We start from the raw sequence: 23,031 nt of genomic DNA, 5'->3' as shown, positions 1-23,031 counted from the left end.
AGCGAAGGCCCGGGCACGGTGGTGCGCCGGGCGCAGTCCCCCAGCTACCGCTGGGAGGTTCCCCCAGGGGGCTTCACTGCCCCCGAGGCGTATCGCGCTGATCACGGGTCCAGGCTATCGCCCCGCCCCCCGGGCCCGTCATGAGCCGTATGTGTACAAAAGAAGGGGGTGAAGTTTGACGTTCTGGACAGCGACGCATGCCCTCTTGGCAAACTCGTGCCGCCACGGCACGTTGGCGGCAGTCCACTGACGAGGAGCACAGTCATGCCAACGAAGATCCTCATCGTGACCGGTGACGCGGCGGAGTCACTGGAAGTCCTCTACCCGTACCAGCGGCTGCGCGAGGAGGGGTACGAGGTGCACATCGCGGCGCCCGCGCGCAAGAAGCTCCGGTTCGTGGTGCACGACTTCGAGCCGGGCTTCGACACGTACACCGAGAAGCCGGGCTACACCTGGCCCGCCGACCTGGCCTTCTCGGAGGTCGACGCCGGAGACTACGCGGCGCTGGTGATCCCCGGCGGCCGGGCCCCCGAGTACCTGCGCAACGACCCGGAGCTGCGCAAGATCCTCAAGTCCTTCTTCGATGCCGACAAACCGATCGCGCAGATCTGCCACGGCCCGCTGCTGACGGCGGCCATTGGCGGCCTGAGCGGCCGCCGGGTGACGGCCTATCCGGCGCTGGAGCTGGACATGCAGACGGCCGGCGCCACCTTCCAGGACGCCGAGGCGGTCGTCGACGGCACGCTCGTGTCGTCCCGCGCGTGGCCGGACCACTCGGCCTGGATGCGGGAGTTCCTGACAGTACTGCGCAGCAAGGCACCGCTGACCTGACGCACCGTGCGCCCGTTCCGGGCGCGGGGGCGGCCCGCCAGGGGGAACGCCGGGCCGCCCCACCCGCCCCCTGGGGTGGCCCGGCGGGCCTGCCTGCCCTCGGGGGCCCGGCCACGCTGCCCTTCGGGCCCCCGACCGCGCGGGCCTTCGGGCCCGGTCGGCCGGGGCGCGCGGTCCTGCGCCGCCGCGACCGCCTGTTGCGCACGGTACTGCGCCGCCGCCACCGCCTGGGCCGACCTGCCCTCCGCGACCCCGGCCGGCCGGGAGCGCGCCTCACCCGGCCCGGCGTCCGGCGACCGCGACGGGCCGGCCGCGGCCTACTGGCCGCCCAGTTCTGCCGCTGCCTCCACCGCCTCGGCCAGGGTGTCCACCACCGGTACGCCGGCCGCCGCCAGGCTTATCCGGCTGTGCGAGCCGCCGGTGTACAGGACCGCGCCCGCGCCCACATGCGCCGCGGCCACCGCGTCGTCCACGGCGTCGCCGATCACGACCATCCGGTGCGGAGCCACGCCCTCCAGCGCGGCGAGGTGGCGGACCATGTGCTCGGCCTTGCCGGTGTGCGAGGGGCCGATCCGGCCGTCCACGCGGATGAAGCGCTCCTCGATGCCGTGGGTGCGCACGATCGGTATCAGGTTCTCGTGCGGGGCGAGCGAGCACAGGGACTGCGTGAGCCCCGCCGACTGCCACTGCGCGAGCAGCTCCTTGGCCCCCTGAGCCAGCCCGGACGTCTGCGCGAAGGCCCAGTAGTGCCGGTGGAAGGCCTCGTCCATGACCAGCCACTCGGCATCGGTGGGGAGCCGGCCCATCAGCCGCTCGTAGAAGCGCGGAACCGGTACGCAGTACAGCTCGCGGTAGCGCTCGAGCGTGATCGGGGGAAGGCCTATCTCCGCGAACGAGGCGTTCGTCGCGTCGATGACCGCGTCCGTGTCGTGGAAGAGCGTGCCGTTCCAGTCCCAGACGATGTGCGTCCCGTTCTTGCCGTGCATCCCCATGCGAAGACGGTACCCGGCAGCACTGACAGCGAGACCGCTCAACCTCTCAGCCGCGCAGCCGCTCCGCCGCTCGCCGCTCAGTCGATGAGGTTCGGGATCTCCTGCACGCCGTACCAGAGCAGCTCGTGGTCCTCCGCGCCGTCCACCGTGAACTGCGCGTCGTCGTCGCCCATGTCCGCCGCGCCCAGCGCCTCCGCCGCGGCGGACACATCGGCCTCGGCGTCGTCCGCGTCCACGTGTACGGCCGCGGCCTTCGCCAGCGGTACGGCCGACGCGATCCGCACCTCCCCCAGCGCGGAGGCGTCCAGACCCCGGTCCGGGTCGGGTACGGCCTGCTGGTCCGGGACGTCGACGGCGACGACGACCCGGCGGCGCGCGGCCGACCGGTCGCCGGCCAGCAGCCGGAGCGAGGCGGCGGCGGCCCGGCTCAGCGCCGCGTACTCGAGCTCCTCGATGTCGTCGGAGACGTACCACTCGCGCAGCGCGGGCGTCACCGCATAGGCGGTCAGCGGGCCTGGCCCGAGCTCGCCGGCCTTGTGCGCCTCTGCGAGACCGGGGAGGGTCAGGGGGACGTACACGCGCATGACGGCCGCTTTCCGTAGTCGGGAGACGGACTCAGGATACGTGCGGCGGTCCCCCTTCGGGGTGCTGGTCCGGTACGCACCGGGCGTCCACCCGGGCGTCACGGGAACCGTGGTCACCGGCCGCCGGACGGGCGCTCATCACCCTGATAGGTGATGTTGGCCGCCCTTGCTCGCGGCGGCGGACGCGCGTTGCAGCCGGTCCCCCCGACCCGTAGAAGATCACCAACGAAGTTACCGCCCGGTACTCGACCGGGCCCGGCACCTCGGGGGCGATCGGTATGGACAGGACCCGGCCCGCCGGACGGCACGACCAGCGCCGTCCCGGCACCGCAGCGGCGATGGCCCGCGCACGCCGGCAGCAGAAACCGCACTACTGGTTCGCGGACCGCCTGCTCGCGGTACTCAGCGGGCAGCGTCCGGTGCACTGGATGCTGGGGCACACCATCGGCGAGGCGTACGAACAGCTGGTCCAGCTCGCCCCGGGCGCGCCCTTGCGCCCCACGGAGCGGGTGATGCCGGTGGTACGGCACTGCGGGGAGTTCCACCCGGGGCCGGGCGTGATCGAGGCGTTCGCGCGGATCGGCGCGGGCGAACGGGTCACGGCGATGGCCTTCCGCCTGGAACAGGGCGCAGACCACCGCTGGCGCTGCGCGGCGGTAGAACTGGGCGGCGAACGCGTCCCCACATGACCCGGCGCCCGGCCGGAGCCGGCGGCCGGGCGGCCGGGCGGGCCCACGCCACGCCCCACGGGGTCGTCTCTGCTGCCAGCCGCAGTGACACGGCCGACACGGCCGGGCGAAGCGGCCAGGGGCATCCTGGCCCAGGAGCAAGCTGTTCGGGTGGGGGCCGCCCGGCCGGTGATGATGGCGGCTCCGGGCCGAGCGTCAAGGGCGCTCCCTGCGGTCGCGTCGCTGCGCGATGACCTACGGCCACCCCTGACCCCCGCCCCTCCACCGCTCCTGCTTGTTGAGGGGGCGGCCCCCGGAGCGGGGCCCCGGGACTGCTGATCGGTTGGCCCCGGCCGCTGCCGGCCGCAGGCCGGTGGGCGGTTACGGGACGCGGTCACTCCGGGATGAGCCCGGCCCCGGCTCAGCGGCCGCAGGCCGGTGGGTGGCGCGCAATCGACCCGGGATGGGCACGGCCCCGGCCCAGCGGCCACCGGCTGGTGGGTGGCACGCCATCGACTCTCGGGAGCCCGGCCCCGGCGCAGCGGCCGCAGGCCGGTGGGTGGCGCGCAACCGGCCCGGGATGGGCACGGCTCCGGCTGGGCGAGGCAACGCGACGCCCAGCCGCTCTGGGCCACACGGCCCAGCAACCCCGCGCCGCCGCACAGCCGACGGCCGGGGCCGGACACCAGGTGGTGTCCGGCCCCGGCCGTCGGGTTGTGCGGGCTACTTCTTGCGGCGGCGGCCGCCGCCCTTCTGCGCCTTGCGGCGCTCCGCCCGCGTCATGCCGTCCGTCTCCGAGCGGGCCGGGCCGCCGTTCTCGAACTCGCCCTCGACGATCCCGCCGTCACCGTCCACCTTCGGCGCGGAGAAGTGCAGCCGGTCCGGCCGCTGCGGGGCGTCCAGGCCCTTGGCCCGGATCTCCGGGCGCGACGCGCCCGCCGGCACCGCGTCCTGCTTGGCCAGCGACGGGGAGGGGACCGCCGCGTCCTGCACCGGCACCTCCTCGACCTGCTGCTCGACCTGGACCTCCAGGTTGAACAGGTAGCCGACGGACTCCTCCTTGATGCCCTCCATCATGGCGTTGAACATGTCGAAGCCCTCCCGCTGGTACTCGACCAGCGGGTCCTTCTGGGCCATCGCCCGCAGGCCGATGCCCTCCTGGAGGTAGTCCATCTCGTACAGGTGCTCGCGCCACTTGCGGTCCAGGACCGACAGCACCACGCGCCGCTCCAGCTCACGCATGATCTCGGAGCCGAGCTGCTTCTCCCGCGCGTCGTACTGCTCGGTGATGTCGTCCTTGACGGACTCCGCGATGAACTCGGCCGTGATACCGGCCCGGTCGCCCGCCGCGTCCTCGAGCTCCTCGACGGTCACCTTCACCGGGTAGAGCTGCTTGAACGCGCCCCACAGCCGGTCGAGGTCCCACTCCTCCGCGAAGCCCTCGACGGTCTCCGCCTGGATGTACGCGTCGATGGTGTCGTCCATGAAGTGCCGCACCTGCTCCTGCAGGTCCTCACCCTCCAGGACGCGCCGGCGCTCGCCGTAGATGACCTCACGCTGCCGGTTGAGCACCTCGTCGTACTTCAGGACGTTCTTGCGCGTCTCGAAGTTCTGCTGCTCGACCTGCGACTGCGCGGACGCGATCGCCCGGGTCACCATCTTGTTCTCGATCGGCACGTCGTCGGGCACGTTCGCCATCGACATCACACGCTCGACCATCTGGGCCTTGAACAGACGCATCAGGTCGTCGCCGAGCGACAGGTAGAAGCGGGACTCGCCCGGGTCGCCCTGACGGCCGGAACGGCCACGCAGCTGGTTGTCGATACGGCGCGACTCGTGCCGCTCCGTGCCCAGCACGTACAGCCCGCCGAGTTCCTTGACCTCCTCGAACTCGGCCTTCACGGCCTCCTCGGCCTTCGCCAGCGCCGAGGGCAGCGCGTGCGCCCACTCCTCGATGTGCTCCTCCGGGTCGATCCCGCGCTGGCGCAGCTCCGCCTCGGCGAGGTCGTCCGGGTTGCCGCCCAGCTTGATGTCCGTACCACGGCCGGCCATGTTCGTGGCGACCGTGACCGCGCCGCGGCGGCCCGCCTGGGCGACGATCGTCGCCTCCCGGTCGTGCTGCTTGGCGTTGAGGACCTCGTGCGGGATACCGCGCTTGGCAAGCTGCTGCGAGAGGTACTCGGACTTCTCGACCGAGGTGGTGCCAACCAGGATCGGCTGGCCCTTCTCGTGCTTCTCGGCGATGTCCTCGACGACCGCGGCGAACTTCGCGACCTCGGTGCGGTAGATCAGGTCGCCCTGGTCCATCCGGACCATCGGCCGGTTCGTCGGGATCGGCACGACGCCCAGCTTGTAGATCTGGTGGAACTCGGCGGCCTCGGTCATGGCCGTACCGGTCATGCCCGACAGCTTGCCGTAGAGGCGGAAGAAGTTCTGCAGGGTGATCGTGGCGAGCGTCTGGTTCTCGTCCTTGATGTCCACCCCTTCCTTCGCCTCGATCGCCTGGTGCATGCCCTCGTTGTAGCGGCGGCCGGCGAGGATACGGCCGGTGTGCTCGTCGACGATCATGACCTCGCCGTCGATGACGACGTAGTCCTTGTCGTTCTTGAACAGTTCCTTGGCCTTGATGGCGTTGTTCAGGTAACCGACGAGCGGGGTGTTCACCGACTCGTAGAGGTTGTCGATGCCCAGCCAGTCCTCGACCTTGGCGACACCGGCCTCGTGGATGGCGACGGTGCGCTTCTTCTCGTCGACCTCGTAGTCGCCGGTCTCCTCGATGCCCTTGAGCTGGTTGCCCGCCTCGCCCTTCTTCAGGCGGGTGACGAGCTTGGCGAAGTCGCCGTACCACTTCGTGGCCTGGTCGGCCGGGCCGGAGATGATCAGCGGGGTGCGGGCCTCGTCGACCAGGATCGAGTCGACCTCGTCGACGATCGCGAAGTTGTGGCCGCGCTGGACCAGCTCGTCCTTCGACCACGCCATGTTGTCGCGCAGGTAGTCGAAGCCGAACTCGTTGTTCGTGCCGTACGTGATGTCACAGGCGTACTGCTCGCGGCGCTGCGCGGGCGTCATGTTGGCGAGGATGCAGCCGACCTCGAGACCGAGGAACTTGTGCACCCGGCCCATCATCTCGGAGTCGCGCTCGGCCAGGTAGTCGTTCACCGTGATCAGGTGCACGCCCTTGCCGGACAGCGCGTTGAGGTAGGCGGGCAGCGTACCGACCAGGGTCTTGCCCTCGCCGGTCTTCATCTCGGCGACATAGCCGAGGTGCAGCGCCGCGCCGCCCATCATCTGTACGTCGTAGTGGCGCTGTCCGAGGACGCGCTTGGCGGCCTCTCGGACGGTCGCGAACGCCTCGGGAAGCAGGTCGTCCAGGCTCTCACCGTCGGCGTACCGCTCCTTGTACTCCGCGGTGAGGGCCCGCAACTCGGCGTCGGAGAGGTTGACGAAGTCCTCTTCGATGGAGTTGACCTGGTCCGCGATGCGGTGCAGTTTGCGCAGGATCTTGCCTTCGCCTGCACGCATGAGCTTGTTGAAGACGGACACTGAGGCTGGTCTCCTTGCCGGTCGGGCCTGGCACGGTCGAGTTTTGTTCAACACGGTGCGGGCACGGCAGGTAGGCCCCACCGCAACGGCCATCGTAAGCGAGGACCCGCCCGGGCCGGGAGGTCCGCACTATGAGAACGACGATGCGCCGCGGGAGGTGCCCGGGACGCACCCGAAACTTCGTGGCGCCGCTCCCCCTCAGCCGCCCAGAATCAGGTGATGGAGACCGTGACCCTTACCACGGAGCGCCTGCTGCTGCGCCCGTTCGAGCCCGCCGACACCGAGGCCGTCTTCCTGGCGTGTCAGGATCCCGACATCCAGCGCTGGACACTGGTTCCCTCCCCGTACGCGCGGGAACACGCCGAGGGCTTCACCGGGCAGCTGGTCCCGGACGGCTGGCGGGACGGATCCGCCTGTACGTGGGCGGTACTGGTCCGGGACTCGGGCGAGCTCGCCGCGTCCGTCTCGGTGACGCTGCAGCCGACCCCCGGCACGTGGGAGATCGGCTACTGGACGGCGAAGGAGTACCGGGGCCGGGGCTATATGACGGAGGCCGCCCGGGAGGTCGCCCGCTGGGCCTTCACCGACCTGGGGGCGGAGCGGCTGGAGTGGCGGGCCGAGGTCGGCAACGCCTCCTCGCGCGCCGTCGCGGAGAAGGCCGGCTACCTCATCGAGGGCGTGCAGCGCTCCGGAATGCTCAGCGACGGCGTCCGGCGTGACAGCTGGGTGGGAGCCCTGCTCCCGTCCGACCTCGGGCTGCCGACGCAGCATCCGTACCTGCCCGCCGCCCGGACCGGCGGCTGAATCCCCGCACTTCAGGGGGCGTTGTCAGTGGCGGGCTCTAGGGTTCGGCCCATGACGAGTCTGCCTGCGCCCGCCCTTGTCCTGTCCGCCGCCGACGCCCGCCGGATCGCGCTGCGCGCGCAGGGGTTCCTCGGCGCACCGGACCGGCGGGCCGGGGTGCGCGGCATACTCCGCCACCTCGGCGCCGTGCAGCTGGACACGATCTCGGTGCTGGCGCGCTCGCACGAGCTCGTTCCGTACGCGCGGCTGGGCGCGGTGGGCCGCTCCGCGGTCGAGTCCGCCTACTGGACGGACAACCATGCTTTCGAGTACTGGTCGCACGCGGCCTGCATCCTCCCCGTCGAGGAATGGCCGCACTTCGCCTTCCGCCGGCGGGCCCGCCGGGCCCGCGGCCATCGCTGGCACGTGATGGCGGATGCCGACCGCTCCTGCGCGGCGGTGCTCGACCGGCTGAAGGCCGACGGCCCGCTCACCTCCACGGAGTTGGGCGGCGCGAAGAACGGCGGCCCCTGGTGGGACTGGTCCGATACGAAGATCGCGGTGGAGTGGCTCCTCGACACCGGCGACGTGGTCTGCACCGAGCGGCGCGGCTGGAAGCGGGTGTACGACCTGGCCGAGCGCGCCGTCCCGGACGCCCTGCTGCACGACGACCTGGACGACACGGAATGCCTGCGCCGCCTGGTCCGGCTGGCCGGGCAGTCGCTGGGCGTCGGTACCCGCGCGGATCTCGCGGACTACCACCGCCTGAAGGGCGAGCAGGTGGACGCGGTGGTCGCGGACTCGGGTCTGGTGCCGGTGGAGGTCGAGGGCTGGGGCAAACCGGCCTGGGCCGCCCCGGAGGCCCTCGCGTCCGCGCCGCGCGGCCGGCACCGTACGACGCTGCTGTCGCCGTTCGACTCACTCATCTGGGACCGCGCCCGCACGGAGCGGATCTTCGGCTTCACCCACCGGCTGGAGGCGTACGTGCCCAAGCCCAAGCGGGTCCACGGCTACTTCGCGATGCCGCTGCTCGCGGGCGGGCAGCTGCTGGGGCGGGTGGACCCGGGGCGTGAGGGGACAACACTGGTGGCTCGGCAGGTCTCACTGGCGAGCAGCAAGGCCGTTCGGCCGATGGCCGAAGCCCTGGCCGAGGCGGCGGGTTGGGTTGGCTGCACCGACGTCCGTCTGGAGCGGGTGGAGGCGGCCGGCCTGCGCGAACCGCTCATGGAGGCGCTCGCCGAGGCCGTCACCTGATCTCGAGGATCTTCTCCCGCATCGCGTAGACCACGGCTTCCATCCTGGAATGCAGCTGGAGCTTCTCCAGGATGTTGCGCACATGGTTCTTGACGGTGTTCTCGGAGATGAACAACTCCTTGGCGATGTCCCGGTTGTTCATTCCGGTCGCGACGAGTTTGAGCACTTCGAGTTCCCGCTCGGTCAGCCGGGGAGCGGGCAGGAGCCGGCGCTCGTCGGTGCGCTGGATCATCGACTTGAACTCGGTGAGCAGCTTGGAGGCCATCGAAGGGCTGATCTGCGACTGCCCGTCGGCGACGGCCCGGATCGCGGTGGACACCTCGTCGGTGGAGATCTCCTTCAGCAGATAGCCCGTGGCACCCGCCTTGATCGCGTCGTAGAGGTCGGCCTCCTCGTCGCTGATCGTCAGCATGATGATCTTCGCGCTGGGGGCCACCTCCTTGATGGAGGTGCAGGCCTCGATGCCGCCGCGCTTGGGCATCCGTACATCCATCAGCACGATGTCGGGCAGCAGGTCCGCCGCCTTGTCCACGGCCTCCGCGCCGTCCCCGGCCTCACCGACGACCTGGATGTCCTCCTCCTGCGCGAGGACGATCTCCAGTCCGCGGCGGAAGAGGGCGTGGTCGTCCACGACGAGGACCCGGATCGGCTCGTCGCGGGCGTCACCGCCGGCCGGCCCGGCCGCCGGGCCGCCGCTCAGGCCGCCGCCTGGTCCGATGCCGGCACCGACCGCATCGCCCTGGTCCTGCACCGGCCCGAAGCCGTCCGCCATCGTTCCTCCCCCTGAAGGCCATGGCCCTGGTTCTTTGTGCTCCGCCAACCGAAGGAAACAGCGCGCCGGTTGGCTTGCCAGGTCATGATTCCATGCCGGGCCGTCTCCGCGGTGCTCCAGTGGTCGCATGGTGGTGCCCCTGGGGGCGCACAGGCGCTCCAGGGGCACCACCACCATGCTGTACGTCGCGGTTGCCGCGACCGTTCAATCGCCGGTCAGCCGCCGGTCAGCCGCCGAGCGCACCACCCGCGCCGCCGGGTGCTTCCGCGGCGAGCGGGTCGGTCGTCAGGTGGATGACGCCGTAGTCGTATGCGTGCCGCCGGTAGACGACACTCGGTTCCTTGGTCTCGGAGTCGACGAAAAGATAGAAGTCGTGTCCGACCAGCTCCATCTCGTAGAGAGCCTGGTCCAGCGACATCGGGGCGGCCACATGGGTCTTCTCCCGGACCACCAGGGGGCCTTCGCCCTGAACCTCCAGCGAGCCGATCCTCGTCGTGGGGATGCCCGCCTGCTCCTCTTCGGGGGCGAGTGCGCCGCTTCCGTTGAGGTGTGCCGCGTTCGGCACGTGGTCGGCGACCTCAGCCGCGGAGATCCGGCCGTTGCCACGACGGGTGTGGCGCTTGTCGTGCTGCTTGCGGAGCCGCGCCTCGAGCTTGCCGGTGGCCAGGTCCAGCGCCGCGTACGCATCGCCTGCCGACGCCTCGGCCCGGATGACCGGCCCTCGGGAGTGGAGGGTGATCTCCACGCGGTCGGAACGGTCTGCCTGCCGCGGGTTGTGCTCCTTGGACACCTCGACGTCGAGGCTGATCACCTTGCCGTCGAGCTTCTGGATCTTGTCCAGCTTCAGCTTCTCGGCCACGTGCTTGCGGAACCGCTCGGGCACCTCGGTCTTGCGGCCCTTGACGACGATGTCCACGCAGAACTCCGTTCCCGGATAGCTCCGCCAGAGCGCGGAGCGTCTCCCACTTGCACCAGACTCCGGTGCTCACCGGAGTCTCGGACTTGGCGACTTTCACCTCCTCCTCCCCCGTCGGCAGCACTTCCACCCCCACCGATTTCAGAGTTCCCGAAAAACCCGGAGCACTGCGATCCGATCATCGGTTCTTCGGGTTCGCCATTCCTCACAACCGAACATAGCTCGCTCGGACGCCTGTCGGCACCCGCTACCGGGCCGTACGTCCATTCAGGCGAATTTTCCCTCTCACCTCGGGGAACGATTCAAGATCCTTGTCGGTTCCCGTCAGTTTCCACGCTCATTCCGAAAGAGAGCGAAGGGGCCGCGACCACGGCCGCGCTCATCTGTGCGAACCGCGGAGATCCCGTACCGATCGCCCCGGTCTCCCCCGTCTCCCCCCTCGCCCCGATCACCCGTGCGGCCTCGGCCAGCGAGGCACCCGTCGTCATCAGATCGTCCACCAGCACCACCCGGCCGCCCTCCAGCAGCCTCCCGGCCCCTTCCGGCATATCCAGGGCCCCGGCGAGATTCGCCAGCCGCTGCCGGGCGCTCAGCCCCGCCTGGTCGGCCACCGCCCGGCGCTGCCGCAGCACCGCGGCCACCCGCGCCGAGGTTCCGGTCCGCCGCAGTTCGGCCGAGGCGGCGAGAGCGATCCGGCGGGCCGGATCATGCCCGCGCGCCCGGAGCGCCCTGCGCGAGGACGGCACCGGTACGAGGACCAGCGCGCCGGCCCCTGACGGCGGCAGCCCGGCCCGCACCGCCCCGGCCAGGGCCTTTCCCAGGGCCCCGGCGAGCCCGAGGGCGCCGCGCTCCTTGTGCGCGAGCAGCACGGCCCGCACCGCGTCCTCGTACGGCGCCGCCGCGTGCACCGCGGGCAGGCCGACCGGCTCGGGGACCGGCCGTACCCGTCGCGGCGGTGTGTCGCACAGCGCGCCCCGGCAGTCCTCGCACAGCACCGTACGAGGCAGGCCGCAGCCGCCGCAGTCGGCCGGCAGCAGCAGGCCCGCGATCTCGCGCCACCACCCCCGCATGGCATCCACTCTGCCGCGGGGCGGTCCGCCCAGCCACCCCTGTGGACAACTGCACGCGGCTACCCCGGATAGACCGGCGCCGACCCGTCCTCCACCACGGTCTTCCACTGAGCCCCCGGCGGCAGCCAGACGATTCCGTCCTCCTGGGAGTGCGCCACGACCGGCAGCTGCTCGTCCTCCGAGGCGGCGATCGCCGTCACCCCCGTGGCACCGGGCAGGTTCCCGGCAGGCGTGGCCGAGCCGTCGGCGTACAGGTAACGCACCTGGAGCAGTCCGCCGGACTCGCGGCCGACCACCAGCAGCCGGCCCCGGCTCGCCCAGGACATGGCGGTCACCTCGGCCATCCGGGGAGCCGCCGGCCGCAGCTCACGCACCGCCACCGCCTCGGCCGCCGCCACCGCCCCGGCCGCCGCCTCCTGGCCGGGCGGCCGCTCGATCCGGCCGGTCTGCAGCGTCCTGCGACCGTCCTTCGACGACACCAGGAGCGCGATCCGCACCCCGTCCGCCGACACCCGGACCGCCTCGACCCGGCCGCCCGCGAGCCCGGCCACGTCGACCGCCTGCGGCTTGCCCGTCCCGCCCGGCAGCCGCCACAGCGTCGGCCTCGCCGGGTCCAGGTCCGCCACCCACAGATCGCCGCGCCCGTCCCAGCTCGGCGCGGACAGCTGCTTGGCGGCGCCGGCCAGCACCGGCTTGCCCAGCGGCCCGTCGGTGGTGAGCGAGGCGACGTACAGCGAGCGCCGGTCCATCGAGACCGCCGCCGCACGCTTCTCGTCGTGGGCCACGGCGACCGTGCTCACCTCAAGTCCCGCGCTTGTCAGCGGGCCCGCCACCGGCTCGGCGGGATCGGGCTTCCCCTCGGTGTCGCGGCTCACCTGCGTCCGCACCAGCCGGTGCCGGCTGTCGACGAAGTACTGGTGATCGGCGCGCCGCGAGCCCTGATGTGCCGTCACCTCCGCGAGCGCCTTGTTGACGTCGCACATCGGCGAACCGTCGGAGCGCAGCAGCTCCACCTGATTCACCCGCGAGGACGTCAGATCAGCCACCGTGAACAGCAGTTGCGTCCCCATCCTCGTGCACTGGGTCTGGGCGACGTTCGAGGCCTTGTCGTTCAGCGGCACCCGCAGCACGTTCTGACCGTCGTACGTCAGGGTCGTCGTGTCCTCCTTCAGTCCCGCGCCCGTCGGGAAGCTGGAACTGACCACCGGGGCCAGCCACTTGGTCGGTCCGTCGAGGAGCGCCTTGACCGTCTGCGTCATCGGGTCCATACGCGACTCGGGGTCCTGACGCTGACGCACATACACGGGATCGGCGACGAGTCGGCCGGCGGCGAAGTAGTACTTGTTGACGGGCTGGAAGATGCGCTGGAAGTCGGACTCGGCCAGGACCAGGCCGTCGGGCAGCGCGTCGATCCGCCACTCCTTGCCGTCCTTCACGAGCTGCAGGTGCTCCTCGTAGACGCTCTCCCGCGCCTGTGGCTGGTACGCGCGCCGCTCGTCCACCCCGGCGACCTTCCGGCCGGTCAGCTTGAAGCGGGCCCCGACGGCCTCCTTGTCGACGCTGCGCTCGGGCTGCCTGCCCGGTGCGGTGGCGAGCACGGTGACGCCGGAGCCCGGCTTCCACGCGCTCGACGCCCGCTTCGTCAGGTACTTGCGCGCGGTGGCGAGCTGCGGGTCGTCACTGGCCATGGCCTCCATGAAGCCGTCGACGATCTGCGCCGGCTGCGCGCCGTCCCGGGGCGGCACCCCGAAGACCCGCACCTGCGAATCGGCCCCTTGGGAGGCCTGTACGGGCCGCACCTCCCCGCTGTCCGGCATGGAGGCGCAGCCGGCCAGCAGCAGGCCGGCACAGCCGAGCAGGGCGGGCGTCCACCAGGGTCGCCTCCGGAAGAGCCGGCTCCGGTCAGCGTCCACGAGCGATGTCCTCCCCGTCGGGTACGTGCGTCTGAGCGCCCGGGGCCGCATCGGCGTCCCGCCGCTCGCCCGGGGCCCGGGCCACCACCCGGGCACCGCTGCCCGGCAGGGCCGTCGGGTCCGCGGAGGGTGTCGTGGTACGCGGCGGAATGGGCACCCGTACCGGTGCGGCCGGCCGCTCACCGGCTGGCTGCACCGGTACGGTGCCGAGCCTGCCGTGCCCCGGCCGCGTCCCGGCCACCCCGGCGGCCTGCCCGGCGGCGCGGGCCGCCGCAGCCGCCGCCTCGGCCTCGGCCCGCTCGCGTCCGCGCCGCGAGTCCTCGGGCTCCAGGGGGATGGGTGAGCCCCGCAGCGGCTCGTCCGCCGTACGCGGCAGGGTCAGCCGGAACTGCGAGCCGCCGCCCGGCTCGCCCCAGGCCTGGAGCCAGCCGCCGTGCAGCCGCGCGTCCTCGACGGCGATCGACAGGCCCAGGCCGGTACCACCGGTGGTACGGGCGCGCGCCGGATCGGCCCGCCAGAAGCGGTTGAACACCCGGGTCGCCTCGCCGGGCTTGAGTCCCACGCCGTAGTCGCGCACCGCGACCGCGACGGCGCCGCCGGCCGCGGCCAGCCGCACCACCACGTCCCGGCCCTCGCCGTGCTCCACTGCGTTGACGACCAGGTTGCGCAGGACCCGCTCCACGCGCCGGGCGTCGGCCTCGGCTATCACCGGCTGCCTGTCCCCGGTCACCCGGATCCGGCTGCCCTTGTGCTCGGCGAGCGGCTCGGCGCCGTCGATCACGCGGCGTACGACTTCGCGCAGGTCGATCGGTTCGGCCTCCAGGGCCGCGGCGCCCGCGTCGAACCGGCTGATCTCCAGCAGGTCGGACAGCAGCGACTCGAACCGGTCCAGCTGGCCGCCCAGCAGCTCGGCCGAGCGCGCGGTGACGGGGTCGAAGTCCTCGCGGGCGTCATGGATGACGTCGGCGGCCATCCGTACGGTCGTCAGCGGGGTGCGCAGCTCGTGCGAGACGTCCGAGACGAAGCGGCGCTGCATCCGGGACAGGTCCTCCAGCTGCTGGATCTTGTGCTGGAGGTTCTGCGCCATCTTGTTGAAGGCCTCGCCGAGCCGGGCGATGTCGTCCTCGCCGGTGACCTTCATCCGCTCCTGGAGGCGGCCGGCGGACAGCCGCTCGGCGATCCCCGCGGCCATCCGTACGGGCGTGACGACCTGCCGCACCACGAGCCACGCGATGGCTCCGAGCAGCACGACGACGAAGAGGCCCGCGGTGGCGAGGGTGCCCTTGACCAGGGTGAGCGACTCCTCCTCCTGCGTCAGCGGGAAGAGGTAGTACAGCTGGTACGACTGCCCGTTGCTGTCGCTGAGCCGCTTGCCGACGATCAGCGCCGGCTCCGGCTCGGACGGCACGACGTACTGGATCTTCGTGAAGGTCTGGTACGGGCCCGTTCCGCGGTCGACGGCACTCCGCAGCTCCTCGGGCACGCTGGCGACCGGGTCCACATTGCCGGAGGCACGCAGGCCCTGGACGCCCGAGGTCCTGTCCTCCGACTCCGAGCCGAGGGCCACGACGCTGAAGGCGGTCTGGCCACCACTGGCGAGCTCGACCACCAGGTTGGACATCCAGGTGGCGCTGCGGGCCGCCTTGGCGTCCCCGGCGCCGCCCTCCTGGTCGTCACCGGGCCCCGGCGTGTTCGCCTTCTCCTGGGCGGCCGCGAAGCCGCCGGCGGCCTGGCTCTGCGCCGCCTCCTCCTTCGCGTCCAGCAGGCCGTTGCTGACCTGCCCGATCACGACGAACCCGAGTAGCAGCACCACCCCGAGCGACATCAGCAGCGTGCCCGCGACCACCCGGAGCTGGATGTTCCGCCGCCACAGCCGTGCGGCCGGCAGCAGCGGCCGGCGCACCCAGCGCGCGAAAAGGCGCAGCACAGGGCCGCCGGTCGCGCTGTCACGAAGCAGCCGGCGTCCCCGCAGCACCCGCCGGTACCACACACTGGTGCCCGCCCGGCCGACAGGCCGCCCCCCGTTCACTCCCGGCTCCCCGGGCATCGGAGCAGCACTGCCGGAGGGCATATCAGCTCGGCCCTGCCTTGTAACCCACACCACGCACCGTCACCACGATCTCGGGCCGCTCCGGATCCTTCTCGACCTTCGAGCGCAGCCTCTGGACGTGCACATTGACCAGCCGCGTGTCCGCGGCGTGCCGGTACCCCCACACCTGTTCGAGCAGCACCTCACGGGTGAAGACCTGCCACGGCTTACGGGCGAGCGCGACCAGCAGATCGAACTCCAGGGGGGTCAGCGCGATCGACTGCCCGTCCCGCTTCACCGAGTGACCGGCCACGTCGATGACCAGATCCCCGATCGCCAGCTGCTCGGGCGCCGGCTCCTCCGACCTCCTCAGCCTCGCCCGGATACGGGCGACCAGCTCCTTCGGCTTGAACGGCTTGACGATGTAGTCGTCGGCACCGGACTCCAGCCCGACCACCACATCGACGGTGTCGCTCTTGGCCGTGAGCATCACGATCGGCACACCGGACTCCGCCCGGATCAGCCGGCAGACCTCGATGCCGTCCCGTCCGGGCAGCATCAGATCCAGCAGCACCAGGTCGGGTTTCGCCTCCCGGAATGCGGCCAGGGCCTTGTCGCCATCCGCTACGAACGACGGCTCGAAACCTTCTCCCCGCAGCACAATGCCGAGCATCTCGGCCAGCGCGGTGTCGTCGTCGACGACAAGGACACGTCCCTTCATATTCGACATCATCCCATTATCTAATCGTTACCTGACGTGACCTGGCACACAGCTCGGCGAGCCCCGCACCCGTCACAGGAGAAAGCACACCCTCCTCGGTGACGATCGCCGTCACCAGTTCCGGAGGCGTCACATCAAAGGCAGGGTTGTACACCTGCGTTCCCAGGGGTGCCACCGGCACCCCGCTTCCTGCCTCCGTCCCAGCCGCCGGCACATGCGGAGCGGTGAACTCCGTCACTTCGTGCCCCGGCCGCTGCTCGACCTCGATGGACGACCCGTCCCCGGTGTCCAGGTCCACCGTCGTGGTGGGAGCCACGACGATGAACGGCACATGGTGATAGCCCGCCAGCACAGCGAGCGGATAGCTGCCGACGTCGTTCGCGACCGAACCGTCCGCCGCGATCCGGTCCGCCCCTATCAGTACCGCGTCCACCTCCCCCGCGGCGAACAGGGAGCCCGCCGCACTGTCGGTGAGCAAGGTGTACGCCATCTCGTGCCGCGCCGCCTCGTACGCCGTCAGGCGCGCCCCCTGCAGCGTCGGGCGGGTCTCGTCCACCCACAGCCGCCGCAGCCGGCCGCCCCGGTGCGCCGCGAGCGCCACCGCGAACGCCGTGCCCTCACCGCCCGACACCAGCGCCCCGGTGTTGCTGTGCGTCAGTATCCGGTGCCCGCCGCCCGGCAGCAGCTCGTCCAGCAGCGCCAGCCCGTGCCCGGCCATCCGCGCACTGTCCTCGGCGTCCTCCCGGTGCAGCGACCGGGCCGCCGCGAGCGCGCTGCCCGCCGCCTGCTCCGGCCCCGCCCCGCCCTTGACCGCCGACCGGTACGCGTCCGCCGCCCGCGTCACCCCGCTCGCGAGGTTCGCCGCGGTGCCGCACGCCTGCGCCAGCAGTCCGGCCGCCTCCTCCACGTCGTAACCGCGCGCCGCGGCGAGCGCCACCCCGTACGCCCCGGCGACCCCCAGCAGGGGCGCCCCGCGCACGGCAAGCGACCGGATCGCCTGGACCAGCGCCGGCACATCCGTACACACCAGCTCCACTTCCTCGGCCGGCAGCCGCGTCTGGTCGAGGAGCACCAGCACCGGTCCCTCCGGCGGCTCCTCCCAACGCAGTACCGGAAGCGCGGACGGTGCTTCACCCACCGGGGATTGCGCGTACTGATCAGCCATTCGCCCAGTCTGCACGCAGAAGCACCGACAATTGAAGGTGCCAAGGAGATGGAGATACAGGGGCCGGTCCACGCCGGGGCGCCACATGGCACGATGGCTGCCACTGCCGCCGCACTCGCGGACGGGCACCGTGAAGGAGCGACGATGAATGACTCTCCGGGCTGGGCCTCGCCCGGATCCGCCCCCTCGGACGGCCAGGAGCCCGGCGCGCACGGACCGGGCGAGCCCGCCGACCAGACCGGCCCGCCCTCGAAGTGGTCGAAGCAGCAGCCCCCCGCCGGGCAGTGGTCCGCGCCCGGTACCCCCGGCACGAGCCCCGCGCCGCAGCAGCCGGCCCCAGGCCAGGGCGGCCCCTACCCGGCCGGCCACAGCGGCTGGGGCAGCCAGTACCCGGGCGGTGGCTGGGGCGGCCCGCCACCCGCGGCCAAGCCGGGCATCATCCCCCTGCGCCCGCTCGGCGTCGGCGAGATCCTCGACGGAGCCGTCTCCCTGATGCGCGCCCACTGGCGCACCGTGCTCGGCATCTCCCTCGGTGTCGCGCTGATCACCCAGCTCGCGGTCGTCCTCGTCCAGGGCTTCGCACTGGAGGAGCTGAACGCCGCCGGCACCGGCAGCTCGTCCGACGCCGAGCAAATGATCAACGACCTTGGCAACAGCGCGGCCAGTGACGTCATCGCCCAGCTGATCGCCCTGGTCGGGACGGTGATCGCCACCGCGATGCTCACCATGGTCATCAGCCGCGCCGTGCTCGGCAGGACCTCCACCATCGGCGAGGCCTGGCGCGAGGCCCGGCCCCGGCTGCTGCGTCTGGCCGGCCTGACCGTACTGCTTGTGCTGATGATCCTGGCCGTCTTCGCCGTCGGCGTGCTGCCCGGCGTCCTCGCCGGCTCCTGGGAGCTGGGCGTGCTGGGCCTGCTTGTCGCGGTCCCGGTCGCTGTGTGGCTGTGGGTCCGCTACCTCCTCGCCTCCCCCGCGCTGATGCTGGAGAAGCAGGGCGTGTTCGCCTCCCTGAGGCGCTCCGCGAAGCTCGTCCGCGGATCCTGGTGGCGCACCTTCGGCATCTGGCTGCTCGCCGGCATCCTGACCGGCATCGTGGCCGCGATCGTCATGGTCCCGTTCTTCATCCTCGGACTCGTCTTCGGCGGCGGCGGAATGGAGTCCTTCGCCGACGGCACCGGCACGCTCACCTGGACGTTCCTGATCATCAGCGGCATCGGCTCGGTGGTCGGCCTCACCATCACGTTCCCGATCAGCGCCGGCGTCACCGCCCTGCTCTACATGGACCAGCGCATCCGCCGCGAGGCCCTCGACATCGAACTCGCCCGCGCCGCGGGCCTCCCCGGATACGGCACCGCTTCCCCGCCCAGCACGCCCACGGGGAGCTGATGCGGGGGTGAGCGCGACGGGGGGCGTCACGAGGGCCATGGCCGCACTGTTGCCCGGCGAAGAGGAACCGCCGGTGACGATTCCGCGCATCCCCGCCCGCGAGGCGGCTGAGCGGGAACTGTCCAAGCCGATGTACCACGAGAACGATCCGGGGCTCTTCCAGCGCGCCCTCACCCGTTTCCTGGAGTGGGTCGACGAGCTGTTCAGCGCCGCCTCCGGGGCGACCCCCGGCGGCACGCTCGGCCTGGTCGTGATCGTGCTGGTCGCCGTCCTCCTCGTCACCGCCCTGTGGTGGCGGCTGGGCACCCCGCAGCGCACGGCCGCCACGGGCAGCGGGCTGTTCGACGACCGGCCGCGCAGCGCGGCGGAGCACCGTACGGCGGCCGAAGCGCACGCCGCCGCCCACCGGTGGACCGAGGCCGTCCAGGAACGCATGCGCGCCGTCGTCCGTTCCCTGGAAGAACGCACCCTGCTCGAACCCCGCCCCGGACGCACCGCCGACGAGGCGGCCGCCGAAGCGGCTGGCCCGCTGCCCGGCCACGCCGACGGTCTGCGTGCCGCCGCCCGGGCCTTCGACGACGTCACCTACGGCGGCCGGACCGCGGACGAGGGGGCGTACATCCGCCTGCGCGACCTCGACCTCGCCCTGGAGCGAACCAAGCCCGTACTCAGTGGAGCGGACCGGGGAGCCGTCGCATGACCCAGGCACCATCCAGCCCGGGCACCGCCCCCACGACGGGCACCGCCCCGAAAACGACCTCCACGTCGGTGTCCCGCACCCCCCGCCAGGTGTGGACCCGCTCCCGCGGCCTGCTCATCGGGCTGGCCGTCCTGATCCTCGCCGGAATCGTCCTCGCCGCCCTGGTCTCCGGGAACAAGCACGGCGCCCTCGACCCCCGGTCCGCCGACCGCTACGGCAGCCGCGCCGTCGCCGAACTCCTCGCCGACCGGGGCGTCTCCACCCGCGTCGTCACCACCACCGACGAGGCCGCCGCCGCAGCCGGCCCCGGCACGACACTCCTCGTGGCCGTCCCCGACCTGCTCACCCCGCCCCAGCAGGAGGCGCTGCGCAGCGCCACCGAAACCTCCGGCGGCCGCACCGTCCTGGTCGAACCCGGCGAGCCCTCGCTCGGCGCCCTCGCACCCGGCGTACGAGCCGAGGACGCCCCCGCCACCAAGTCCGTGCTCGCACCCGCCTGCGACCTGCCCGCCGCCACCCGCGCCGGCAAGGCCGAAACCGGTGGCCTGCGCTACGCGGCCGACAACCCCGCCGCGGACACCTGCTACCCCAGCGACGGCCGCCCCACCCTGCTCCGGCTCCCGGCCGCGAACGGCGGCGACACCGTCGTCCTCGGCTCGCTGGACATCCTCCTCAACGACCGGCTCGACGACGAGGGCAACGCCTCACTCGCCCTCCAACTCCTCGGATCCCGCGCCGAACTCGTCTGGTACATCCCCTCGCTCGCCGACCCCTCGGCCACCGAACCCGGCGGCGAGGACGGGGCCGGCGACCGCGGCTTCACCGACCTGATCCCCTCCGGCTGGCTCTGGGGCCTGCTCCAGCTCACCTTCGCCGCCCTCCTCGCCGCGCTGTGGCGCGCCCGCCGGCTCGGCCCCCTGGTCACCGAGCGGCTCCCCGTCGCCATCCGCGCCTCCGAGTCCGCCGAAGGCCGCGCCCGGCTCTACCGCAAGGCCAACGCCCGCGACCGCGCCGCAGACGCCCTGCGCTCGGCCACACGCAACCGCCTCGCACTCCTCCTCGGCGTACCGCCCACCCGGGCCCACGCCCCCGAAACACTCCTCCCCGCCGTCTCCGCGCAGCTCGCCGACGGCACCCGGGACATCCACGGCCTTCTGTTCGGCCCCACGCCCGCCGACGACACCGCACTCATCGCCCTCGCCGACCAACTCGACGCCCTCGAAAGAGAGGTACGCACTTCATGAGCGCCCCGACCAGTGACCTTGCGGACAACGCGGGCAGTGCCCGCTCCTCCCTGGAGGCTCTGCGCACCGAGATCGGGAAGGCCGTGGTCGGCCAGGACCCCGCCGTCACCGGTCTCGTCGTCGCGCTCCTGTGTCGCGGACACGTCCTCCTGGAAGGCGTCCCCGGTGTGGCGAAGACCCTGCTCGTACGAGCCCTCGCCGCCTCGCTGGAACTCGACACCAAGCGCGTGCAGTTCACCCCCGACCTCATGCCGAGCGACGTCACCGGCTCCCTCGTCTACGACGCCCGCAGCGCGGAGTTCTCCTTCCAGCCCGGCCCGGTGTTCACCAACCTCCTCCTCGCGGACGAGATCAACCGGACGCCGCCGAAGACGCAGTCCTCCCTCCTCGAAGCGATGGAGGAGCGCCAGGTCACCGTGGACGGCACACCCCGCCTGCTCCCCGACCCCTTCCTGGTCGCGGCCACCCAGAACCCCGTCGAGTACGAGGGCACGTACCCGCTCCCCGAAGCCCAGCTCGACCGCTTCCTCCTCAAACTGACGGTCCCCCTCCCCTCCCGCGAGGACGAGATCAACGTCCTGAACCGGCACGCCGAGGGCTTCAACCCCCGCGACCTCCAGGCGGCGGGAGTACGCCCGGTCGCCGGCCCCGCCGACCTCGAAGCCGCCCGTGCCGCGGTGGCCAAGACCGCCGTGTCTCCCGAGATCACCGGTTACCTCGTCGACATCTGCCGCGCCACCCGCGAGTCCCCCTCGCTCACCCTGGGCGTCTCCCCGCGCGGTGCGACCGCCCTGCTCTCCACCGCCCGCGCCTGGGCCTGGCTGACCGGCCGCGACTACGTCACCCCCGACGACGTCAAGGCACTCGCCCTGCCCACGCTCCGCCACCGCATCCAGCTCCGCCCCGAGGCCGAGATGGAGGGCGTCACCGCGGACTCCGTCATCACCGCGATCCTCGCCCACGTCCCCGTACCGCGCTGATGGCCCTCACCGGACGCGCCGCACTGCTGGCGGCCCTCGGCACACTCCCGGTCGGCTTCCTCGAACCGAGCTGGACGGGCATCCTCGCGGTCAACGCCCCACTGGCCCTCGCCTGCGCCTGCGACTTCGCGCTCGCGGCGCCGGTACGCGGCCTGAAGCTGGCGCGCTCCGGGGACACCTCGGTCCGCCTGGGCGAGCCCGCGGACGTCCACCTCACCGTCACCAACACCTCGCGCCGCACGCTGCGCGCCCAGCTCCGCGACGCCTGGCCGCCGAGCAGCTGGACACCCGGCACCGAGACCGAGGCGTCGCGGCACCGGCTGACGGTCCCGCCCGGCGAACGCCGCCGCCTGACCACCCGGCTCCGGCCCACCCGGCGCGGCGACCGGCGGGCCGAGCGCGTCACCGTCCGCTCGTACGGCCCCCTCGGCCTGCTGGCCCGCCAGGGCAGCCACCAGGTCCCCTGGGCGGTCCGCGTCCTGCCGCCCTTCACCAGCCGCAAGCACCTGCCCTCGAAGCTCGCCCGGCTGCGGGAGCTCGACGGGCGTACGAGCGTGCTCACCCGCGGCGAGGGCACTGAGTTCGACAGCCTGCGCGACTACGTCCCCGGGGACGACACCCGCTCCATCGACTGGCGCGCGACCGCCCGGCAGACGACGGTCGCGGTCCGCACCTGGCGCCCGGAACGCGACCGCCACATCCTCATCTGCCTCGACACCGGCCGGACCTCGGCCGGACGGGTGGGTGACGCGCCGCGCCTGGACGCGGCCATGGATGCGGCGCTCCTCCTGGCGGCCCTCGCCTCCCGCGCGGGAGACCGCGTCGACCTCCTCGCGTACGACCGCCGCACCCGCGCCCTGGTCCAGGGCCGCTCGGCCGGCGACGTCCTGCCGGCCCTGGTCAACGCCATGGCCCCGCTGGAACCGGAACTCGTCGAAACGGACGCCCGCGGCCTGGTCTCCACAATCCTGACCAGCGCCCCACGCCGATCGCTGGTGGTCTTGCTGACCAGCCTCGACGCCGCGCCGATCGAGGAGGGCCTGCTGCCGCTCCTGCCTCAGCTGTCGCAGCGGCATTCGCTGCTGCTGGCCTCGGTGGGTGACCCGCACATCGAGGAGATGACCAAGGCGCGGGGAACGGTGGACGCGGTGTACGAAGCAGCAGCCGGCGCCCGAACGCAGGAACAGCGCGGCCGCACGGCCCAGCAACTCATCCGCCACGGCGTCACGGTCGTGGACGCCACCCCGGACGACATCGCGCCGGCGCTGGCGGACGCGTATCTGGCCCTGAAGGCGGCCGGCCGCCTCTGAAAAGAGAAGGGAGGCAGTGCCGCACGGCAACTGCCCCCCTTCTCTTTTCAACCGCTCCGGAACGGAGAAAAGCCCCGCACCATGACGGTGCGAGGCTTTCCCACAATGATTGTTCGGCGGCGTCCTACTCTCCCACAGGGTCCCCCCTGCAGTACCATCGGCGCTGAAAG

19 protein-coding genes are annotated in these 23,031 nt (G+C 72.1%); 9 read left to right on the top strand and 10 right to left on the bottom strand.

What is annotated here, in order from left to right:
- Nucleotides 1-264 precede the first annotated feature (264 nt).
- On the top strand, nt 265-831 hold the full coding sequence (locus ACWV17_RS17770) for a DJ-1/PfpI family protein (RefSeq protein WP_455353420.1): 567 nt from the start codon (nt 265-267) through the stop codon (nt 829-831).
- A 317-nt stretch (nt 832-1,148) separates the two neighbouring features.
- Here the strand turns inward: ACWV17_RS17770 and ACWV17_RS17765 are convergent, their stop codons facing one another.
- Both ACWV17_RS17765 and ACWV17_RS17760 read right to left on the bottom strand, forming a co-directional pair.
- Nucleotides 1,149-1,823 carry an HAD family hydrolase gene (locus tag ACWV17_RS17765; RefSeq protein WP_455360516.1) on the bottom strand — a complete coding sequence of 225 codons (675 nt, stop codon included), beginning with the start codon at nt 1,821-1,823 and terminating at the stop codon, nt 1,149-1,151.
- A 77-nt stretch (nt 1,824-1,900) separates the two neighbouring features.
- Nucleotides 1,901-2,407, bottom strand: coding sequence for a DUF6912 family protein (locus ACWV17_RS17760; RefSeq protein WP_455360515.1), 507 nt, complete (start codon nt 2,405-2,407; stop codon nt 1,901-1,903).
- A 278-nt stretch (nt 2,408-2,685) separates the two neighbouring features.
- Here ACWV17_RS17760 and ACWV17_RS17755 point away from each other — a divergent pair, with 278 nt between their 5' ends.
- Entirely contained in the window at nt 2,686-3,096 is a 411-nt protein-coding gene (locus tag ACWV17_RS17755; protein WP_455353417.1) for an Rv3235 family protein, read from the top strand.
- Between the two features lie 702 nt (nt 3,097-3,798).
- On the opposite strand, the gene secA is transcribed toward ACWV17_RS17755, so the two are convergent.
- Nucleotides 3,799-6,618: a preprotein translocase subunit SecA gene (gene secA, locus ACWV17_RS17750; RefSeq protein WP_455353416.1), complete on the bottom strand. Its 2,820-nt coding sequence runs from the start codon at nt 6,616-6,618 to the stop codon at nt 3,799-3,801.
- A gap of 219 nt (nt 6,619-6,837) precedes the next feature.
- On the opposite strand from secA, the gene ACWV17_RS17745 reads away from it, so the two are divergent.
- Nucleotides 6,838-7,422: a GNAT family N-acetyltransferase gene (locus ACWV17_RS17745; protein ID WP_455360514.1), complete on the top strand. Its 585-nt coding sequence runs from the start codon at nt 6,838-6,840 to the stop codon at nt 7,420-7,422.
- Between the two features lie 51 nt (nt 7,423-7,473).
- Nucleotides 7,474-8,655, top strand: a complete 1,182-nt coding sequence (locus ACWV17_RS17740) for a winged helix-turn-helix domain-containing protein (RefSeq protein ID WP_455360513.1) — start codon at nt 7,474-7,476, stop codon at nt 8,653-8,655.
- Here the strand turns inward: ACWV17_RS17740 and ACWV17_RS17735 are convergent.
- The 7 genes from ACWV17_RS17735 to mtnA all read right to left on the bottom strand — a co-directional run bounded on the left by ACWV17_RS17735 (nt 8,648) and on the right by mtnA (nt 17,241).
- The gene (locus ACWV17_RS17735) at nt 8,648-9,427 is read right to left on the bottom strand and encodes a response regulator (RefSeq protein WP_455353413.1); all 780 of its coding nucleotides are present in this window, start codon (nt 9,425-9,427) and stop codon (nt 8,648-8,650) included. The genes ACWV17_RS17740 and ACWV17_RS17735 overlap by 8 nt on opposite strands.
- A gap of 226 nt (nt 9,428-9,653) precedes the next feature.
- A complete protein-coding gene (gene hpf, locus ACWV17_RS17730; RefSeq protein ID WP_455353412.1) occupies nt 9,654-10,343 on the bottom strand; it encodes a ribosome hibernation-promoting factor, HPF/YfiA family in 690 nt (229 codons plus the stop codon).
- 302 nt (nt 10,344-10,645) lie between these two features.
- Nucleotides 10,646-11,413: a ComF family protein gene (locus tag ACWV17_RS17725; RefSeq protein WP_455360512.1), complete on the bottom strand. Its 768-nt coding sequence runs from the start codon at nt 11,411-11,413 to the stop codon at nt 10,646-10,648.
- 59 nt (nt 11,414-11,472) lie between these two features.
- Entirely contained in the window at nt 11,473-13,326 is a 1,854-nt protein-coding gene (locus ACWV17_RS17720; RefSeq protein WP_455360511.1) for an LpqB family beta-propeller domain-containing protein, read from the bottom strand.
- On the bottom strand, nt 13,316-15,397 hold the full coding sequence (gene mtrB, locus ACWV17_RS17715; protein ID WP_455360510.1) for an MtrAB system histidine kinase MtrB: 2,082 nt from the start codon (nt 15,395-15,397) through the stop codon (nt 13,316-13,318). Before mtrB ends, ACWV17_RS17720 begins: the two co-directional genes overlap by 11 nt.
- Before the next feature lies 1 nt (nt 15,398).
- Nucleotides 15,399-16,088 (bottom strand): two-component system response regulator MtrA, encoded by a 690-nt coding sequence (mtrA, locus tag ACWV17_RS17710; RefSeq protein ID WP_351232597.1) that lies wholly within the window; start codon nt 16,086-16,088, stop codon nt 15,399-15,401.
- 4 nt (nt 16,089-16,092) lie between these two features.
- The gene (gene mtnA, locus ACWV17_RS17705; RefSeq protein WP_455360509.1) at nt 16,093-17,241 is read right to left on the bottom strand and encodes an S-methyl-5-thioribose-1-phosphate isomerase; all 1,149 of its coding nucleotides are present in this window, start codon (nt 17,239-17,241) and stop codon (nt 16,093-16,095) included.
- A gap of 144 nt (nt 17,242-17,385) precedes the next feature.
- Here mtnA and ACWV17_RS17700 point away from each other — a divergent pair, with 144 nt between their 5' ends.
- The 5 genes from ACWV17_RS17700 to ACWV17_RS17680 are packed head-to-tail and all read left to right on the top strand — an operon-like array spanning nt 17,386 to nt 22,861.
- Nucleotides 17,386-18,627, top strand: a complete 1,242-nt coding sequence (locus ACWV17_RS17700; RefSeq protein WP_455353407.1) for a DUF7544 domain-containing protein — start codon at nt 17,386-17,388, stop codon at nt 18,625-18,627.
- A 7-nt stretch (nt 18,628-18,634) separates the two neighbouring features.
- A complete protein-coding gene (locus tag ACWV17_RS17695) occupies nt 18,635-19,327 on the top strand; it encodes a DUF4129 domain-containing protein (RefSeq protein ID WP_455360508.1) in 693 nt (230 codons plus the stop codon).
- Nucleotides 19,324-20,571 carry a DUF4350 domain-containing protein gene (locus ACWV17_RS17690; RefSeq protein WP_455360507.1) on the top strand — a complete coding sequence of 416 codons (1,248 nt, stop codon included), beginning with the start codon at nt 19,324-19,326 and terminating at the stop codon, nt 20,569-20,571. The genes ACWV17_RS17695 and ACWV17_RS17690 overlap by 4 nt, the downstream gene beginning before the upstream one ends.
- Nucleotides 20,568-21,551, top strand: a complete 984-nt coding sequence (locus tag ACWV17_RS17685) for an AAA family ATPase (RefSeq protein ID WP_455360506.1) — start codon at nt 20,568-20,570, stop codon at nt 21,549-21,551. Before ACWV17_RS17690 ends, ACWV17_RS17685 begins: the two co-directional genes overlap by 4 nt.
- On the top strand, nt 21,551-22,861 hold the full coding sequence (locus ACWV17_RS17680) for a DUF58 domain-containing protein (RefSeq protein WP_455353403.1): 1,311 nt from the start codon (nt 21,551-21,553) through the stop codon (nt 22,859-22,861). The genes ACWV17_RS17685 and ACWV17_RS17680 overlap by 1 nt, the downstream gene beginning before the upstream one ends.
- Nucleotides 22,862-23,031: the final 170 nt, after the last annotated feature.

The sequence above is a fragment of the Streptomyces mabaensis genome (genome assembly GCF_053763515.1).
The sequence above is the reverse complement of the archived record's forward strand: the minus strand, read 5'-3'. Positions and strand labels throughout refer to the sequence as shown.